This window comes from Pedobacter endophyticus, assembly GCF_015679185.1.
Classification (GTDB): Bacteria; Bacteroidota; Bacteroidia; order Sphingobacteriales; family Sphingobacteriaceae; genus Pedobacter; species Pedobacter endophyticus.
The window spans coordinates 793,545-811,431 of sequence record NZ_CP064939.1 but is presented as its reverse complement, the minus strand read 5'-3'; the positions used below and the strand labels follow the sequence as shown (position 1 = coordinate 811,431).

At 41.2% G+C, this 17,887-nt stretch carries 18 protein-coding genes; 13 read left to right on the top strand and 5 right to left on the bottom strand.

Annotated features, from left to right (window positions below; genetic code table 11):
- Positions 1-65 precede the first annotated feature (65 nt).
- The 10 genes from IZT61_RS03265 (at position 66) to IZT61_RS03220 (ending at position 9,052) form a co-directional block, all read left to right on the top strand.
- Positions 66-1,628 (top strand): SusD/RagB family nutrient-binding outer membrane lipoprotein, encoded by a 1,563-nt coding sequence (locus tag IZT61_RS03265; protein WP_196099768.1) that lies wholly within the window; start codon positions 66-68, stop codon positions 1,626-1,628.
- Between the two features lie 405 nt (positions 1,629-2,033).
- Complete coding sequence (locus tag IZT61_RS03260) at positions 2,034-2,252, top strand: hypothetical protein (RefSeq protein WP_196099767.1); 219 nt, start codon at positions 2,034-2,036, stop codon at positions 2,250-2,252.
- A 145-nt stretch (positions 2,253-2,397) separates the two neighbouring features.
- Positions 2,398-3,492: an MBL fold metallo-hydrolase gene (locus IZT61_RS03255; protein ID WP_196099766.1), complete on the top strand. Its 1,095-nt coding sequence runs from the start codon at positions 2,398-2,400 to the stop codon at positions 3,490-3,492.
- Between the two features lie 46 nt (positions 3,493-3,538).
- Positions 3,539-3,901: a hypothetical protein gene (locus IZT61_RS03250; RefSeq protein ID WP_196099765.1), complete on the top strand. Its 363-nt coding sequence runs from the start codon at positions 3,539-3,541 to the stop codon at positions 3,899-3,901.
- Between the two features lie 55 nt (positions 3,902-3,956).
- A complete protein-coding gene (locus tag IZT61_RS03245) occupies positions 3,957-4,745 on the top strand; it encodes a hypothetical protein (RefSeq protein WP_196099764.1) in 789 nt (262 codons plus the stop codon).
- 1 nt (position 4,746) lies between these two features.
- Entirely contained in the window at positions 4,747-5,667 is a 921-nt protein-coding gene (miaA, locus tag IZT61_RS03240; protein WP_196099763.1) for a tRNA (adenosine(37)-N6)-dimethylallyltransferase MiaA, read from the top strand.
- Positions 5,668-5,793: 126 nt separating this feature from the next.
- Entirely contained in the window at positions 5,794-6,309 is a 516-nt protein-coding gene (locus IZT61_RS03235) for an outer membrane beta-barrel protein (RefSeq protein WP_196099762.1), read from the top strand.
- A 150-nt stretch (positions 6,310-6,459) separates the two neighbouring features.
- The gene (locus IZT61_RS03230; RefSeq protein WP_196099761.1) at positions 6,460-7,008 is read left to right on the top strand and encodes a hypothetical protein; all 549 of its coding nucleotides are present in this window, start codon (positions 6,460-6,462) and stop codon (positions 7,006-7,008) included.
- A gap of 96 nt (positions 7,009-7,104) precedes the next feature.
- A complete protein-coding gene (locus IZT61_RS03225) occupies positions 7,105-7,632 on the top strand; it encodes a DUF3347 domain-containing protein (protein ID WP_196099760.1) in 528 nt (175 codons plus the stop codon).
- A 130-nt stretch (positions 7,633-7,762) separates the two neighbouring features.
- Positions 7,763-9,052, top strand: a complete 1,290-nt coding sequence (locus IZT61_RS03220; protein ID WP_196099759.1) for a citrate synthase — start codon at positions 7,763-7,765, stop codon at positions 9,050-9,052.
- A gap of 255 nt (positions 9,053-9,307) precedes the next feature.
- On the opposite strand, the gene IZT61_RS03215 is transcribed toward IZT61_RS03220, so the two are convergent.
- The 5 genes from IZT61_RS03215 to IZT61_RS03195 form a co-directional block, all read right to left on the bottom strand.
- Entirely contained in the window at positions 9,308-10,426 is a 1,119-nt protein-coding gene (locus IZT61_RS03215) for a DUF3667 domain-containing protein (protein ID WP_196099758.1), read from the bottom strand.
- Positions 10,427-10,446: 20 nt separating this feature from the next.
- On the bottom strand, positions 10,447-11,796 hold the full coding sequence (locus IZT61_RS03210) for a nucleoside permease (RefSeq protein ID WP_394370734.1): 1,350 nt from the start codon (positions 11,794-11,796) through the stop codon (positions 10,447-10,449).
- 613 nt (positions 11,797-12,409) lie between these two features.
- Positions 12,410-13,024, bottom strand: coding sequence for a bifunctional nuclease family protein (locus IZT61_RS03205; protein ID WP_196099756.1), 615 nt, complete (start codon positions 13,022-13,024; stop codon positions 12,410-12,412).
- Between the two features lie 71 nt (positions 13,025-13,095).
- Entirely contained in the window at positions 13,096-14,064 is a 969-nt protein-coding gene (locus IZT61_RS03200) for an electron transfer flavoprotein subunit alpha/FixB family protein (protein ID WP_196099755.1), read from the bottom strand.
- 111 nt (positions 14,065-14,175) lie between these two features.
- Positions 14,176-14,913: an electron transfer flavoprotein subunit beta/FixA family protein gene (locus IZT61_RS03195; protein ID WP_196099754.1), complete on the bottom strand. Its 738-nt coding sequence runs from the start codon at positions 14,911-14,913 to the stop codon at positions 14,176-14,178.
- A gap of 119 nt (positions 14,914-15,032) precedes the next feature.
- Between IZT61_RS03195 and IZT61_RS03190 the strand changes: the two genes are divergently transcribed.
- The 3 genes from IZT61_RS03190 to IZT61_RS03180 all read left to right on the top strand — a co-directional run bounded on the left by IZT61_RS03190 (position 15,033) and on the right by IZT61_RS03180 (position 17,809).
- Complete coding sequence (locus IZT61_RS03190; RefSeq protein WP_196099753.1) at positions 15,033-15,368, top strand: tetratricopeptide repeat protein; 336 nt, start codon at positions 15,033-15,035, stop codon at positions 15,366-15,368.
- Positions 15,369-15,680: 312 nt separating this feature from the next.
- A complete protein-coding gene (gene chrA, locus IZT61_RS03185; protein ID WP_196099752.1) occupies positions 15,681-16,898 on the top strand; it encodes a chromate efflux transporter in 1,218 nt (405 codons plus the stop codon).
- Positions 16,899-17,191: 293 nt separating this feature from the next.
- Positions 17,192-17,809, top strand: coding sequence for a porin family protein (locus IZT61_RS03180; RefSeq protein WP_196099751.1), 618 nt, complete (start codon positions 17,192-17,194; stop codon positions 17,807-17,809).
- Positions 17,810-17,887 lie beyond the last annotated feature (78 nt).

The following is a 17,887-nucleotide window of genomic DNA, read 5'->3' as shown; positions in this document are numbered from 1 at the left end:
TCAACACGAATGGTTGGATTTAGTGTAAGAGTGGGTTTCTAGTTAATTATTTTAAAGGAATTTTTATGAAAAGTAAATTTTTAAGATATTTTATCCTGTTGCCAGTTTTGGTAATGATAAATAACGGTTGTTCCAAATTCGATTCCATTAACACGAATCCCAATGCAACAACGCAGGTTACCTCGGCCATGCTCGCCACAACTATGATTTTGAATATCACCCGGAGCGATATCAGTACAAGCAAATCTTTTATGCAGCCGTTTTTGCTCGGCAAATATTTAACATGGGGCGAGGGGCAGGAGAATTTCCAGTACAACAGAATCAGCCGAACAGATTTTAGCCGGATTACTTTGCTGCGCAACATTGCGCCAATGGAGAACTATGCAACCAGCGAAGGATTAAAAAAATCCTATCAGGGATTGGGGCACTTCATCAGGGCATGGCAGTTTTTTATGACAACGATGCAAGTTGGCGACATTCCATACACTGATGCCGTTAAAGGCGAATCAGATGCTGTTCTTCAACCGAAATACGATACACAAAAAGCTGTGTTTATAGGCATCTTAAACGAATTAGACGAGGCAAATACGCTGTTTGCAGCAGGGAGCACCTTTGAGGGCGACCCAATTTATGCTGGCGATACCGATAAATGGAGAAGGCTTACCAACAGTTTTGAGTTACATGTACTGATGAACCTGTACAAAAAGACCGGCGATGCCGATTTAAAAGTGCTCGACAGGTTTAAAGAAATTGTAGCCAATCGCCCGTTAATGCGCAACTACAGTGATAATTTTGCCCTGGCGTACAATGCTGTTGCAGGTCAAAATTACCCATGGAGCGATGTTCCTGCCGGTTCAGGCAATTCATTCGTAAAATCGAATTATACCATGCTCACCAACGTTTTGTTAGAGCCGCTGAAAGCCACAAACGATAGGCGGTTGTTTTATTATGCCAAGCCCTCGCCCGTAAAAATTGCCGCTGGTGTATCAGCAGCAGACAACGCCGCTTACCCGAGTATCGAGCCATCTGACTCGTTCTCGAGCCTCCAAACACGTAGAGTAAATAAAGATTACAGCGATATCAACAATCGGTATGTGCAGCTCGTAAATGCCGAACCGGTTGGCGTATTCAATTATTGGGATTTGCAGTTCATCCTTGCAGAAGCCACGCTCCGCGGATGGATAACAGGAACAACAGCCCAAGCCTATTATGCCGCAGGTATAGCCAGTTCAATGACGTTTGTAGCTACCTACACGCCAGATAATGTAGATTATAACCACAATATGAAAATGGACGCCGCCTACATTGCCGCATTTCCATCTACACCTGGCGTAGCATTGGCGGGCACAACCGAACAGCAAATAGCGCAAGTAATTACACAGAAGTATTTAGCAAGCTTTTTACAGGGCAGCAAGTATCAGGGCTGGTTTGAAAACCGCAGAACCGGCTACCCGGTGTTTAAGCTGAACACCACAACAAACCTGAATACCCCATCAACAAACTTCCCCTTAAGGTGGCTCTATCCCTCGAACGAGTTAAGCTATAACGGCGATAACCTGGCCGCTGCGGTGGCGAGTCAATACGGCGGTAGCGACGACCAAAATCAAGCCATGTGGCTGTTGAAATAATTTCCAAAATTAATGCATAAGAAAGTCCTGATGAAAATCAGGGCTTTTTTTGTTGTGCTCGGAAAATACGGCAGCCGCAACCAGCGATCAAGGCGTTGTGTATGTTATTGCCCCCGTCAGTTGAAACTGACGGCAATGAATTGACAGGCAAATTGTAAACTGAGCACGTAGTGAAAGGTCTCGGGGAATCGGTTGGCGTTGTGTATTCATTGGAGGCTGTCTCAAAAAGACAAATTCAATTTAAATTTGTCACGTTGAGCCTGTCGAAACGCCCTTTCAAGCATTTGGGCTAGTCCTTCGACAAGCTCAGGATGACAAGTCTTCATTTTGAGACAGCCTCTTACAAATGGAATAAATTTTTTATCTGATTATAGATACCTCCTCGGCAAAAGTAAAACAGACCGTGTGCTGATTAAACAAGACCATGCGCCGATTAAACAAGACCGTGTGCTGATTAAACAAGACTATGCGCTGATTAAACAAGACCATGTGCTGATTAAACAAGGCCATGTACTGATTAAACAAGAGCATGCGCTGATTAAACAAGAGCATGTCCTGATTAAACAAGGCCTCTCCCTGTTAGCGTCTGTGGTTTTTGTACTTTTGGTGCCTCCCTCTCCTTGAAGAGAGGGAAAGGGAGGGCATCGCTTTTAACCCAAACGAATAAAAATTCGTCCTTTTTAACTCATTTAAGTGAGAAGCACAAACTTTGATAGGGTGAGGCTTGAGCGGCTTTTTAATTCGTACATTAGCAAACTAATTTTTCAGAATGACCTTCCTTTATATTGTTATCATCGTAGTGGCAGTTTTTCTCATCATCATCAACCTGCCCGTATTTGGCCGATTGCCCCGGGGTTTAAGGCTCGATAAAATACATCAGCTCCAAAACTATCGTGATGGCGCAATACAAAACCTTTCCATTACAAAGATGCAAGCCGAGGGAGTAAGTTTCTTCACCGTTTTGAAAGCGTTTTTCTTCGAAAACCACCCAAACAAAATACCTCAAACCGCCCTTCCGAGCGTGCAGCCCAGCGTAAACAGCATGCCCAACCACCATTTGCCAGAAATTATTTGGTTTGGCCATTCCTCCTATCTCATTAAAATCAAAGGCTTACGCGTTCTCGTCGATCCCGTATTTAGCAAAGTACCTTCACCGTTTTCGTTTATCGGCAGCCATGCATTTAAAGGTACTGACTTTGTAGAAGCGGGTGATTTTCAAAATATCGACGTGCTCGTAATCACCCACGATCATTACGATCATTTAGATTATAAAACCATTCGGGAAATTGCGCCCAAATCTAAAAAAATCATTACCTCTTTAGGCGTTGGTGCCCACTTAGAAAGATGGGGAATCGCTACCGAAAAGATTGAGGAATTGTGCTGGAACGAGTCGCGTGATTTAGCTAACGGATTAAAGTTTACTGCCGTACCTGCCAGGCATTTTACCGGCCGCAAGTTTAAAAGAAATCAAACCCTCTGGTCCGCGTTTATATTACAAAGTGAAAACCATAAGCTCTTCCTTGGCGGCGATTCAGGCTATGATACCCATTTTGCCGCAATAGGCCAGGAGTTTGGCCCCTTCGATTTAGCACTATTAGAGTGCGGCCAGTACAATGCCTATTGGCCATATATTCATATGTTTCCTGAGCAAACAGTGCAGGCGGCAAAAGATTTGAACGCAAAGATACTGATGCCCGTGCATTGGGGTAAATTCAGTTTGGCTACCCATCCGTGGGATGAACCCATCAACAGGCTAGTCGAAGCCGCCGAAAAAGCAGCATTGCCCATTGTAACACCCAGGCTCGGCGAAACGGTGATACTAAACAAGCATTTGCCAACAACACAGTGGTGGCGCTCGGCATAAAAACAAATTATACGATTTACATGTTTAACCCATAAATTAAACTCATATGAAAACCGATCCTGTAGAAATTTTCCAAAGCATAAGAGCCAGCGTGCAACCTTACGGCGTGCTAGGGTACACCGTTCACGAGAATTCTGAAAAAGGATACGATTTGTACAGCGAAAAGAATGTACAGACCGAAAACGGTAAAACCACTGAACGCTTTTTTGTAGGCATTTATATTAATGATCAGGCCGTTGATGTAAAATTGAATACTGAGGAGTTCACTACATCAAATCAAGAACTGATCAATTTTGGCGATAACCGCGCTGGCATGACCATTACTCAGCTCGATGATGCCAAACTGAAAGAAATTGCAACCTTTGTTGAGATCATTCACCAGAACTTTAAGGAAAAAGACTGGATTTGATAATGTTTGGCTAAATTTGCCCATCGTACCCCGATAGCAGAAAAAATTTAGCTTGTTGAAAATAGAAACCCCATTAGAAAACTACTGGCATAAAGCGTTAACCCTTGCGCTGGCAGAGTTAAAAGTACCTTGCCGTGCTATTTATGATGGGCCGTTCGCCATCATCCTGGTACACGACTGCCAGTTGGCCATACACCTTGTAAACATCAATAATGGTTTTACGCCCGACGATTTAACCTCACTTCAACTTCAATATCAGAACGAAAATATCCACCTTGTGCATTTGTGGGAAGATGTTTGGTGCAGCAGCGCAAAACAGGTACTTGCCCGGCTCAAATCATTACTCGGTTTAAACCTTAAAATACATGGCCGCCAAACGGAAATCCGTAAAATAGATAAGCCCACCGCCGACCAATTTCTCAACAACAACCACCTTCAGGGCGCTGTGAGTAGCCGCTATAAATTCGGTTTATACAAAAACGATGAATTGATCGCTGTAGCCACGTTTTCAGCATTACGAAAAATGAACTTTGCCGAGCATTATCGTTCCGCAGAACTTATTCGCTTTGCCGTTAAAGCTGGTTATTCTGTATCCGGAGGCTTAAGCAAATTACTTAAGCACTTTAAGAATAACTACCAGCCACAAGATATAATGACTTATGCAGATAAAGATTGGTCGACTGGAAAAGCATATGAAAAGCTGGGTTTTGTGTGTAAAGACAGCATGGTGCCCCAATGGTTTTCTTTAGATCAATCGCTCAGTAGAAGCATAAATAAAGGCGGACGTACGGCAAAACCCCAGGTTTTCAATACCGGAAGCATAAAGTTTGTTTTACCCTTATAATATGAGCGATTACAACCTAATCATCATTTTAGGTGCCACTGCATCAGGCAAAACCAAACTCGCCGTTGAGCTGGCGGCCGATATAAATGCAGAAATCATCAGTGCAGATAGTCGCCAAATCTTCAAACGCATGGACGTTGGAACGGGCAAAGATCTTCAGGAATATAGCATCCGGCAAAAACAAATTCCCCATCACCTTATCGATATTTTAGAACCGGGCGAGCGCTACAACGTCGATGCATTTAAAAACGATTTCTACCAGGCATTCCAATCCATTACGCAAAGCAATAAAATGCCAATTCTGTGTGGTGGAACCGGAATGTACATCCACAGTTTACTGCAACAGCAAGATTTTACCGCAGTTCCGGTAAATGAGGCATTAAGAATGGCTTTAGATACATTAGCCAAAGAAGAACTGATCGCCGAACTTCACAAATATCCTGATGAAACCACCCAACACGTCGACCGATCCTCGAAGAAAAGGTTAATCAGAGCCATTGAAATTGCAGATTATTTGAAATTCAATAAACTCCAAATTCAAAACCGGCCGCAACTGAGGCCAATCGTATTCGGCTTGAAATCGGAGGTTGAAGAAACGCGGGCGAAAATAATAAACAGGCTGCATCATCGACTGAACAACGGCATGATTGAAGAGGTGGAGCAGTTATTGAAAGATGGCGTTGATAAAGAAACACTAATCTTTTATGGTTTGGAGTACAAGTTCATTGTAAACTATCTCGACGGAATTTTAAGTTACGATGAGCTGAAACTGCGGCTTGGCATAGCAATTTGTCAATACGCCAAGCGTCAAAACACATTTTTCAGGAAGATGGAAAAGGACGGTGTGCCTATTATTTGGCTTCATGCCGGCCAAAACATTAACCAGTTAAAACAGTACATTCTTAATAAAGTTTTAGAATAATTTTAATTCGTTTTAAACACCTAATTTAAAGGCTTGTATGGCCATTCCGCTATTCAAAGGCAGTATTTTGGCACACGTTTTGTAAATGAGGACATATAGTTTAACTCAAAAAACAACTATCTTAAAATGAAAACAATTACTAAAATTATTGCTACCTCAGCAGCTGTTGTAGCTTTATTCTTTACTACTAATGCAAATGCACAATCTAGAAACTTTGGAATAGGACTTAATGTTGGTGTGCCAACAAGCGATGCTTATAATGTTGCTATCGGTGGCGATTTACGTTATCAGTTCAATGTAGATAAGCAATTATCAATTCCGGTAACAGCTGGTTATACTCATCTTAACGGAAAAGAAATCGGGGATAGCGGTGTAAATTATCCTAGCTTCGGGTACATTCCGGTAAAAGTAGGTGCTAAATATTTCTTTAACGATTCAGGCGCAGGTGCTTATGGCCTGGCAGAATTGGGTGCTGGTTTCGGTACAAACGAAGGTAGCGGAACTTCATTCGTATATTCACCAGCAATCGGTTATGCCTGGAGCAACGGATTGGATTTAGGTATTAAATACGAAGGTTTAGCTCAAGATGGCACAAGTACAGGTTATGTGGGATTACGTTTAGCTTACGGCTTCAAATTATAAGCTCAGATTATACTCAGCAAAAGGCTTCAGCGCTCGCTGAAGCTTTTTGTTTTATAGTCATTTCTGAAAAAAATGAAAATATTAAATCCAAGCGACAACCATTATCGTATATATTTCAAAAACCCTAAATATTAACTTAAAATAGCTAACATGAAAACAATTACTAAATTTTTTGCTGCAGCAGCGGCTGCAGTTGCTTTATTTTCGGCAACAAGTGTAAATGCCCAAACAATGACAACAACCGACGCAACCATGATGGATAGCGGAATGGCCTTTAAAGTAGGAGTAGGGGTTAGCGGCGGTATTTTTAGAGATAAATCTCCAATGGATTACGCTTATGGTGCCGACCTAAGGTTACAGTGGGATTTAACCCCTTACGTAGCCATTACAGGTTCTGGTGGTTACACCAAATTAATGTCCAAAAACAACACTGTTGATCCTGATTTTATTCCCGTAAAAGGTGGTGTTAAGGTGTTTCCAATTAAAAGAATGTACTTAGCTACCGAACTGGGTGCTGGTTTTGGCATTCAGGATGGCGCAAAAACCAACTTCATTTACGGCGGTGGTTTAGGATATGAGTTTGGAGGCTTCGATTTAGGTTTACGCTACGAAGGTTATACCAACGATAGTGGTTCGACAACCTATTTTGCCAAAACAGGTCAGTATGCCCTTCGCCTCGGCTATAATTTCAAATTATAATTAAAACATCATATATTTTGAAGGCCTCGCAAATTGCGGGGCTTTTTTTATTTATTTAATATTAAAATCGCTATTTTGACCCGAAAACCAAATACAATGAAAAGAATTTTCGGAATTGCCATATTAGCTGCCTTAATGGCCTGCAACCAAACTGCACAGAAATCAACCGATGGCGCAGATACTACACAGGCAAACGCAGAAAGCACCGCCGATGTAAAGATTAAGGATAGTAAAAAATCAGAAATTTTAGCCCAGTACATTGCCCTTAAAGATGAACTCGTAAAGTCTGATGCCGCTGCTGTGCAAAAATCAGCCGCTACACTTAAAACCAGCCTGGCCAATTACGAAGGTTGCGAGCCCACCGCAGAAGTTGCCGGTAAAATTGCATTAGATACCAATCTGGCCGCACAACGAAAACATTTTACCATACTCAGCGCAGATGTGATAGCCCTACTCAAAAACGCAGAGATCCAAAATGGCAAAATCTATGTTCAGCATTGCCCTATGGCCAATAACGGCGATGGAGGCGATTGGTTATCAGTGGATAAAAAAATCCGCAATCCTTATTATGGCGATGAAATGCTCGAGTGTGGAAGCGTGGTAGAGGAGATCGCAAAAAAATAAGGTTCCGATCCGTTTGTTAATCATGATTGTTACGTCATTCTGACGGTTATTTCATATTAATTTAACAGATTTGTTATGCATGTATATTAATTTTATCTAATTTAGAAAGCTATAAACACAATACAATAATATGTCAGATATTGCAGAGATTAAAGTTGATGGTAAGACAATTGAATTGCCAGTAATCACAGGAACAGAGGACGAGAAAGCGATAGATATTTCGAAACTGAGAGATCTTACCGGCTTTGTTACCCTCGATCCAGGTTTCAAAAATACAGGTTCGACTAAAAGTAAAATCACTTTTTTAGATGGCGAGAAAGGCATCTTAAAATACAGAGGCTATTCAATTGAAGAACTCGCCGCAAAATCGAGTTTCCTGGAAGTAATTTACCTGATCATTTACGGCGATCTGCCAACAGAAAAGCAATTAACCGACTTACAAGCCGAAATTAGCAAGCATACGCTTATTCATGAAGACATGAAGAAGTTTTTCGATGGCTATCCGTCGAAATCTCACCCAATGGGACAGCTGGGCTCTTTAATATTTTCTTTATCAACTTTTTATCCCGAGTGCTTAAAGCCCAATCAAACTGCCGAAGAACAAAACTTAACTATCATTAAGTTGTTGGCAAAATTCCCAACCATCGTTTCATTTGTTTACAAAAAATCGTTGGGGCACCCACTTATTTATCCAAAAAATAAATACGATTACGTTACCAACTTCCTTTGGATGACCTTTGGGCAACGTACTGAAGATTACGATGTAAACCCAATCGTTGTTAATGCAATGAATAAATTGTTGATCTTACATGCAGATCACGAGCAAAATTGTTCAGCATCTACGGTTCGTATTGTTGGTTCATCAGATTGCAACTTGTACGCTTCTATCGCTGCCGGTATTGCTGCACTTTGGGGTCCGCTGCACGGTGGTGCAAACCAGGCGGTTATTGATATGTTGGAACTAATTAAGGCCGACGGTGGAGATACAGAAAAATGGATCAACAAAGCGAAAGATAAAAACGACCCTTTCCGTATGATGGGATTCGGACATCGTGTTTATAAGAACTTCGATCCACGTGCAAAAATCATCAAAAAAGCTTGCGATGATATCTTAGAAAACCTTGGCATCGACGATCCGATTTTAGAAATCGCCAAGAAACTGGAAGCCGCTGCGTTAACCGATCAGTATTTCATCGACAGAAAACTATATCCAAACGTAGATTTTTATTCAGGTATTATTTACAGAGCATTAGGCTTCCCTTCAGAAATGTTTACCGTGCTGTTTGCACTCGGCCGTTTACCCGGATGGATTGCGCAGTGGAAAGAAATGCACGAAAATAACGATCCAATTGGCCGTCCACGCCAGATTTATGAAGGCGAAACGGATAGGGAATTCGTCGAACTTAAAGACAGAAAATAATTAAAATATAAATTTTTAAAAAGCCTCGGAAGAAATTCTGGGGCTTTTTTTACGCTTTAGCTATTAAGACGGCAGATTTTCAGTGGGAAAACATTTAAGTTGAGGACAAACTAAAGATACTGTCATCCTGAGCGAAGTCGAAGGACAGATATTTTTGTTTTATCGTAAAGAAAAGTCTTCGACTCCGTTCAGACTGACAGCTCATGGAGCGTCCTGCTGAACTCGATTCAGCATCATTATGGATAGAACAGCCCGTTACGTCGCTACGTAATAAATCAGGTTTAACATGATATTCTCAGTTAAGGCCAGCGCCAAAGCGTACAAGATAAAAATCATCACCATTTTACCGATTACTTTTTTGCGGTTGTAAAAAACCTTCAGCGCATTATACATATACCAGCAAATCCAGATGTACACACCCACTTGAATAATGGTCGACATCACCGAATCTGCACCAAAAACGTATTTAATAAACGGCTTGGTAAAAATTGACACCACAAAATAGGCCGTCATTCCGTGTATAGTAAAAATAAGGTGGTCGAGGTAATAAATGTGGTTTTTCCTAAAATTCCACATAATAAAGAGCGCCAAAAGCGGCATCAACAGAAAATATTGCTTTGGTCGGTTATGCTCGAGTGTTTCCTGGATCACTTCCGATTTTTGACCTAGGTTTATCGAACGTTTTTTTACTATTCTTTCAAACCAATTGTCCTTTTCAAGTAGAGGCAAATTCTTTTGTCTGCTTAAATATGCTTCGTAAGTACTATCCTGACGATTATTATGGACAATGCTAAATTTATTGATAATTTTGCGTAACGAATCTGACTTATTTGTTTTGCTGAGTTTTTTTAAATCGTTTAAGATCAAAGCTTGTTTTTGAAAGCTCAATCCCCTAAACGTTTCTCTGTCCATTTCTTCCTGAATACCTTGTTTTGTAATGCTTACAATCGGGTTTGTTTTACGATTAATCCCCACGGCATTTAGCACTTTGTCAACACTATCTAAAGTAGCTTTTTGTTCGGTGTTAGTTTTGGCAACGTTATGTTCACTTTTCGTTATATGCTTCGGGGAATAGGCCACTAAAAAGTAAACAATAGATACAAAAATGTACATGCTTACCGGATTGATGTAACGAGCACGTTTTCCCGCCAGATAATCGAGCGTTACCTGCCCCGGTTTAGTGAGCAGCGGTGTAAGCGTTTGGAAAAATTTATTGTCGAAATGAAAATAATGCGCAATGCTATGACTGATAAAAGCCCAAAAGCTTTCTTTGAGTTCGAGATTGGGCTGACCGCAACTGCTGCAATAATGCGTTTCTACATGCGAACCACAGTTTAAGCAGTTGTGTTCTTTTCTATATTTTCCGGCAGACATAGGGGAGTGGGAGGTTAATTTTAATGGATGATCGCGTCGATGGCCTTTTCTTCGGCCTTGGTATGTTTGTGCTTAAATATAATTACGAAAACGATGGCGATAACGAGCACATAAATCGTGAACGACAGCCAGATATTATGCCAGTCTTTTACATCCAGCGCCCGGCTTAGATCGCCATTCTGCAATACGCTAATTCCTTTGTTCTTCAAAAAAGTTAGCAAATGCCCATTGTTCACATCGCTGTTAACATGCTTTGCCAAAGGACCGATATTGGTATAGTAAGTAGTAAAATATTCGTTAATGGCCCAGCCTGATATCAAACTGCCAAGTATAGCGCCAAAACCGTTGGTCATCATCATAAACAAACCCTGTGCCGACGAACGGATTTTCGGCGCAGTTGAGGTTTCAACGAATAACGAGCCAGAAATATTGAAGAAATCGAAAGCCATGCCGTACACAATGCACGAGATAATGATCATCCATAAGTTTGTAGATGGATCGCCGAATGCGAACAGTGCAAAACGAAGCACCCAGGCAAACATGGCAATGGCAATTACCCACTTAATCCCAAAACGCTTTAAAAAGAAGGGGATAGCCAAAATGAAAAGTGTTTCGGAGATTTGCGATATCGACAATATGATGGTTGAATAGCGGATCACAAACGAATCTGCAAAAACCGGAAATAGTTTAAACTCATCCAAAAAAACGTCGCCGTAAGCGTTGGTAAGCTGTAACGCGGCACCTAAAAACATCGAGAAAACAAAAAACAAAGCCATTTTATAATCGGCGAAAAGCTTAAACGACTCTAAGCCCAGCTTTTGTACAAATGTTTTCTTCTCGCCAATCAGGTTCAACGGCTTACAAGCCGGAAGCGTAAACGAATATAAACCTAAAAACAAGGCACTTATGCCTGCTATATAAAACTGGTTCGCACTGGCCTTGTTGCCCGTTAAATTGGTAATCCACATGGCTACAATAAAACCTACCGTTCCCCAAACCCGTATCGGAGGGAAGCTCTTTACCACATCTAAATCGCTGTTTTTTAACGTGGTGTAGCTAATTGAATTACTCAATGCAATGGTTGGCATGTAAAAACACATGGCCACCAATATTACCCAAAAAAACGCGTGAGGATCATCTACCTGTGGCAGATAAAACATGGTTGCCGCGTAAAGCAGATGTAAAACGGCGTAAAGCTTTTCGGCATTGACATATTTATCAGCGATAATTCCGGTGATGGTCGGCATAAACAGAGATGCGATGCCCATTGTAGAAAAGATGATTCCGAAGTTTGCACCGTCCCACTGTTTGGTGCCAAACCAATAGTTTGCAATCGTAATTAACCAGGCAGCCCACACAAAAAATTGCATGAAACTCATTATAGTTAAGCGAAACTTAACATTCATAATAGCAGTTCAGTTTGATTTGAAAGTAAGGCGTGAATATAGAACTATTTTAAAACATTATTGAAGAATGCGTATAAATAATTTAACCGTTTTAGGTGTAATTTGTCGTTACTTGCTAGGCAACGCACATTTATGTTTTTTGAACGGTGCATGGGTTTAAGTTTTGGGTTTCATCGGTTGGGGATCCTTCGTGGCGCTATGATTGAGGTTATTGTAATCACTTGAATTAAAGATATCTTAATCTGAAACAGGAAACAACTAAACCGCTAATATGAGCGGTCGTCATTCCCAATTTAATTGGGAATCTTAATGGTGATGCGCTCGCTTTAGGCTTCCCGCCTGCGCGGGAATGACGAAAGCCTTGAAAACTTCATATTTTTTTTTGCTAAGAGGTTACGAGTCAGTATGAAAGCTAATTCAGTAGGGGTTTAGCTAGCCCACACACATTCATAATTTTGGGCCTGTGCCTGGTTTTAGTTTCGGATTTCATCGTTTGCGGATCCTTCGTTGCGCTCAGGATGACAGTCGCGGCATTAATTTTTGTCATCCGATACCCATCGGATGACAAAAAATTTCATTAAGATTGCCCCCTTTTGTTCAATTCATCACGTAATCTGGCCGCCTTTTCGTAAGCCTCATCAGCGATCGCTTCCTGAAGCTTCTGCTGCAACTCTTCAGTGGTGAAATCGCCAAAACCTTGCTGTTTGCCTGAGGTGGGCACAGTATCGGCATCGGGTTCTTTAGCGATTGAATCCATATTCTCCAGAAACAGAAAATCGTTTCCTTCAATTACGATTCCCGCCGAGGCGAGGATAAACTCGTAAGTATAAATTACCGCATTGAACCGAACTGCCAAAGCAATGGCATCTGAAGTGCGGGCATCGATCTCACGAATATTTTTACCGTCGTTACACATTAATTTGGCATAGAAAACGCCATCAACTAGGTTATAGATTATTATTTCCTGAATATTGATATGAAAAGTGTCGGCCATTGATTTAAATAAATCGTGGGTTAACGGCCGACTGGGGGTCATTTTTTCAATTTCTATCGCAATAGCCTGTGCTTCAAAGGCGCCAATAATGATGGGCAATCTTCTTCGCCCGTTTACTTCGCCCAAAACAAGGGCATAAGCACCAGATTGCGTTTGGCTGTAAGATAAACCTACAATATCTAACTTAACTTTTTTCATATTTGCTGCTGTCATGTTGGGCTTGTCGAAACATTTTATGTAAATCTTCGACAGGCCCTGAACGACAAAATTTATCCTTTGTGCGCTTTTAATGCTTCAATTAGTTTCGGAACAACTTCAAAAGCATCGCCAACAATACCATAATCTGCAACCTTAAAAAAAGGCGCCTCCGGATCTTTGTTAATTACCACAATAACCTTCGATGAACTTACGCCGGCTAAATGCTGAATAGCGCCCGAAATGCCAATTGCAATGTAAAGGTTAGGGCTAATAGCAATACCCGTTTGGCCAACGTGCTCTGAGTGCGGTCTCCAATCGGCATCCGAAACCGGTTTCGAACATGCCGTTGCGGCGCCCAGCAAACCAGCTAGTTCTTCAATCATTCCCCAGTTTTCGGGGCCTTTTAAGCCTCTGCCTGCAGAAACTACCAGTTCTGCATCGGGTAACGATACTTTATCCGTTGCCCGTACAATATCCTTAATAACCGTTGCCAGGTCTGATTGTTTAATATCTGCTGCAAAATTTTCTATCGTTGCATCAGTGGCATTTTCCTTTACTCCAAACGCATTTGGGTTTAAGGCAATCACCTTATTGGCCGAAGTTAGTTCGGTAATGGCAAAAGCCTTTCCTGAAAAAGCTGTTTTCTTAACCCTGAAACCACCGTCGGTGCTTGGCAATTCTACCGCACCATCAATTAAGCCGGCTTTAAGTTTTACGGCAATGCGAGGTGCTAAACCTTTTCCAGAGAATGAATTAGATAGCACAACAATATCAGCCTGCTCTTTCTCAGCCGCTGAAGCAATTACACTGGCGTAGGCTTGGTTTACAAAAGATTTTAACTGATCGGCATTCACATTTAAAACCTTCGCTGCACCGTATTTACCCAGTTCTTTCAATTCACTTTCAGCTACATCGCCGATAGAAATCGCGGTTAAATTAGTTGATTGCTGATCGGCAATTGCCCTGGCATACGAAACCGCCTCGAAAACCGATTTCTTAAATTTACCTTCAGCTTGTTCTACATATACTAATACTGACATATATTTTCCCTTTAAATCCCGATTTAAATCGCGACTTTTTTGATGTGTTTAACTTATTTATTATTTAATTATTCGGGAAGCTGGCCTTTAACTTCCAACTCAAAATACCAACTAAATTACCTTCGCCTCGCTGTGTAAAAGGTCAATTAACGATTCGGGCTGATCGGCAGGGATCAATTTTACGGTGCCACGTGGGGGAGGAGTTTCAAATTTGACCACTTTAGTTACTTCTTCAATAGCAACGGCTTCAACAACATTCAAAGGTTTGGTTCTTGCACTCATAATACCACGCATGTTTGGTATTTTTGGTTCAGCAACGCCTTCGGCGCAGCTTGCCACAAATTTACCCGAAACAGAAACCACTTCCTTTCCACCTTCAATTTCTCTTTCTAAGGTGGCCGTACCGCCGTCGATCTCAAGTTTTTTAATGATAGAGATAGAAGGGATATCTAAAAACTCACCAACCATTGCTGCAACCTGATTTCCGTTGTAATCGATCGATTCGCGTCCCATCAAAATCATATCAAAATCTTTGTCCTTTGCATATTCTGCAATTTGCTTCGCAACAAAATAGGCATCGCGGGGCGCAGCATTAACACGAACGGCATCATCGGCGCCAATAGCCAGGGCCTTTCTAATGGTCGGGTCGTTCGCCGCTTCACCAACGTTAATCACCGTGATGGTACCTTTACCTCCTTCGGTAAGTTCAATTGCCCGCGATAAAGCGATCTCGTCGTACGGGTTAACAATATATTGAACACCGGCCGTATTGAATTCGGTATTATCGTTGGTAAAAGTTATTTTTGTCGTCGTGTCGGGCACGTTACTGATACAAACTAATATTTTCATATTTTAATATTGATTTTAAATATCATGAAGCCAAATAAACCACGTTTATCAAGTTTCATAATTATTTGAATTATATTTAAGGTCTTCTGCAAATTTAATTAAAAAAGCAAGGAAATAAAATGTCATCTACCCGTTTAACCAAGTTATTGGAGTTTTTAGAAAGCGACCCCAACGATCCCTTTATACTATATGCCTTAGCCACAGAGTATAACACGCTAAACGATAAGGAAAAAGCCTATTCTTTTTACCTTCAATTAACCGAGAAGCATCCCGATTATGTGGGAACTTACTATCACCTGGGAAAACTTTTGGAAAAGGATGGCGAGAAAGACAAAGCGATTGAAATTTATCAAAAAGGAATGGTTGCAGCCAGAAACAAAAGAGATATGCATGCATTTTCGGAATTGCAGGGCGCTTATAATTCTGCTGCAGGTTTAGATTATGAGGATGATTGATGGCGGTTTTCAGTTGGCAGTTGGCAGTTTTCAGTTTGCAGTTGACAATTAGCAATAACCAATTTGCAATAACCAACTGTCATCCTGAGCGGAGTCGAAGGACAATTAACAATACCCAATTAAAACAATTAGCAATAACCAACTGTCATCCTGAGCGGAGTCGAAGGACAATTAACAGTACCCAATTAAAACAATTTGCAATAACCAACTGTCATCCTGAGCGGAGTCGAAGGACAATTAACAATACCCAATTAAAACAATTCAACAATCCAGCAATTAAACAATTTAACCAACAACCAGTTACCGTACTAAATGCAGAATAAACCGATTGGGGCCAAAAGGCAGTGGCTATTTATTAGAAACGTTGTGTTTTTTACTTTTACATCTTTCGGGGGCGCACAAGCCCACCTGGCCTTGCTGTTGAAATATTTCGTTCAAAGCACCAGGTTTATTTCTGAAGAGGAATTGCTGGAACTAAATGCATTAGCGCAGGTGCTGCCCGGCCCTGCATCTACACAAACGTTAGTTGGTATTGCCTGGAAAGTAGGTAGACTAAAATTGGCCATCATCACATTTCTGATCTGGATTTTTCCTACAGCGACGATAATGACTTTTGCTGCAATAAGTTATGCGTTGCTTGATCAAAAGCAAAAGTTTAATGATGTGTTGGAATACATACAGCCAATAGCGCTGGGTATTGTTGCTTACGGTGCATGGAAGTTGGGCAAAAAGGTGTTATCATCGCAAGTATCTATTTTTTTGGCAGTTGGTTCTGTTGTTGCCACATTTGTACTCAGAAATGCTTATGTTTTTCCACTCGCCATTTTAGTTGGTGGCATTATTTCATCGGCCATAGAAACACCAAAAGAAGAAACAGACCTTCGCGTAAGGTTGTTTTCGAACATTAACCCGCGAAAAATGATTTACTTTTTGGGTGTATTGTTATTGTTCGCTTTGGTGGGGGCCATTATTAACCGAACGTCGCCATTTAGTTTACCCATTCGTTTACTAGAAAACTTTTACCGTAACGGAATTTTGGTTTTCGGTGGCGGGCAAGTGCTCGTTCCATTGATGTTTACCGAGTTTGTAGAAATGAAACATTACCTGCATGCACCGGGCTTTTTATCAGGGTTTGCACTGCAACAGGCGTTGCCAGGGCCAACCTTTTCATTTACGAGTTATCTTGGTGCACTGAGTATGAAAAACTTCGGCTACGGAATGTGGGGCCAAGTATTGGGTGGCTTAATCGGTGTTATCGGCATCAATTTGCCCGGATTGATACTGGTCCTTTTTATCGTCCCGTTTTGGGACGACTTAAAGAAAATCAGCAGGATTCGCCACAGTTTAAAGGGGATTAACGCGGTTAGTGTTGGCTTTATCATTGCTGCGTTTATTCTTCTGCTCATTCCCATGGGCTTTAACTGGATTTTCCTTGGGATTATGCTTGCCACTTTTTTATTACTCACCTTTACCAAAATCAGTCCGCCAGTAATCGTTTTGGCTGGAATAGTGATCGGGTTTTTGTTTTAAGTATTTATTTTTCGGCAATCGATTTAAACGCTATTTCGAAATACCGAAGAACGACCTTATAATCATCCTGAGCAGTAAGACAGGTATCTAACAAATACTCTTTATAAAAAAAGCTTGCTTCTGCCGCTGTTGCATAATAATTAATAGCCGGATAAACTATAAATAGTATTTCGCTCCTCACGCGTGCGCATCAGAAAAAGGCATACAACGAATTTCTGACACAAAATATTCTCATAAGTAGTAAAAAATTAAGAATTAGTTTTAACTTGGCCGCCATATTAACCAAACAGATTATGAGAAAACTATTAACGCTTCTATTATTAAGCGGGCTTGGAGTTAGTGCGCAAGCTCAAGAAAAAAACAGTTTCGAATTTGGCGGGCACGTTGGGCTCAATGCCGCAACCGTATCAAGCAGCAACGCTGTAAACAGCGATTCCAGAATCGGTTTCAACGTTACCGCCGTGGGCGATTATTTCTTTTCGGATCGGTGGAGCATCAAGGCCAAAATTGGTTACGACCAGAAAGGGTGGGATAACGGTTATCTAGAGAATTTTGATACCGGCGATACCTTCGAAACGGACTACCGAACAGATTATATCACCATCCCAGTGATGGCAAATTGGCATTTTGGTAAAAAACGAAACTGGTACTTAAACTTCGGACCCTATGTAGGCATCTTAATAAATGCTACCGAAACGAAGTTAGGTACAGACTTTAAAGATTTTTTTAACACTACCGATATCGGGATAGATTTAGGGATTGGGGTAAAGGTGCCCGTGGCAAATAAACTGAAGGTATTGTTTGAATTGGACGGACAGGCTGGCATTACTGATTTAGTCCGAAATAATCAGGGAAGTACAATACAAAATTCCAGATCGAGTTTCAACGTAGGTTTGGTTTACGGTATGTAAATGGTACCTGTTACCAGCAATTAGTCATCGGATGAATCTTAGCAGATTGCACTATTCATCCGATGACTTATACCTATC

What these genes read in the sequence shown, in the direction of transcription:
- IZT61_RS03265 (WP_196099768.1), top strand. Translation starts at nt 66, where the DNA reads ATGAAAAGTAAATTTTTAAGATATTTTATCCTGTTGCCAGTTTTGGTA.
- IZT61_RS03255 (WP_196099766.1), top strand. Translation starts at nt 2,398, where the DNA reads ATGACCTTCCTTTATATTGTTATCATCGTAGTGGCAGTTTTTCTCATC.
- IZT61_RS03250 (WP_196099765.1), top strand. Translation starts at nt 3,539, where the DNA reads ATGAAAACCGATCCTGTAGAAATTTTCCAAAGCATAAGAGCCAGCGTG.
- miaA (WP_196099763.1), top strand. Translation starts at nt 4,747, where the DNA reads ATGAGCGATTACAACCTAATCATCATTTTAGGTGCCACTGCATCAGGC.
- IZT61_RS03235 (WP_196099762.1), top strand. Translation starts at nt 5,794, where the DNA reads ATGAAAACAATTACTAAAATTATTGCTACCTCAGCAGCTGTTGTAGCT.
- IZT61_RS03230 (WP_196099761.1), top strand. Translation starts at nt 6,460, where the DNA reads ATGAAAACAATTACTAAATTTTTTGCTGCAGCAGCGGCTGCAGTTGCT.
- IZT61_RS03225 (WP_196099760.1), top strand. Translation starts at nt 7,105, where the DNA reads ATGAAAAGAATTTTCGGAATTGCCATATTAGCTGCCTTAATGGCCTGC.
- IZT61_RS03220 (WP_196099759.1), top strand. Translation starts at nt 7,763, where the DNA reads ATGTCAGATATTGCAGAGATTAAAGTTGATGGTAAGACAATTGAATTG.
- IZT61_RS03215 (WP_196099758.1), bottom strand. Translation starts at nt 10,426, where the DNA reads ATGTCTGCCGGAAAATATAGAAAAGAACACAACTGCTTAAACTGTGGT.
- IZT61_RS03210 (WP_394370734.1), bottom strand. Translation starts at nt 11,796, where the DNA reads ATGCAATTTTTTGTGTGGGCTGCCTGGTTAATTACGATTGCAAACTAT.
- IZT61_RS03205 (WP_196099756.1), bottom strand. Translation starts at nt 13,024, where the DNA reads ATGAAAAAAGTTAAGTTAGATATTGTAGGTTTATCTTACAGCCAAACG.
- IZT61_RS03200 (WP_196099755.1), bottom strand. Translation starts at nt 14,064, where the DNA reads ATGTCAGTATTAGTATATGTAGAACAAGCTGAAGGTAAATTTAAGAAA.
- IZT61_RS03195 (WP_196099754.1), bottom strand. Translation starts at nt 14,913, where the DNA reads ATGAAAATATTAGTTTGTATCAGTAACGTGCCCGACACGACGACAAAA.
- IZT61_RS03190 (WP_196099753.1), top strand. Translation starts at nt 15,033, where the DNA reads ATGTCATCTACCCGTTTAACCAAGTTATTGGAGTTTTTAGAAAGCGAC.
- chrA (WP_196099752.1), top strand. Translation starts at nt 15,681, where the DNA reads ATGCAGAATAAACCGATTGGGGCCAAAAGGCAGTGGCTATTTATTAGA.
- IZT61_RS03180 (WP_196099751.1), top strand. Translation starts at nt 17,192, where the DNA reads ATGAGAAAACTATTAACGCTTCTATTATTAAGCGGGCTTGGAGTTAGT.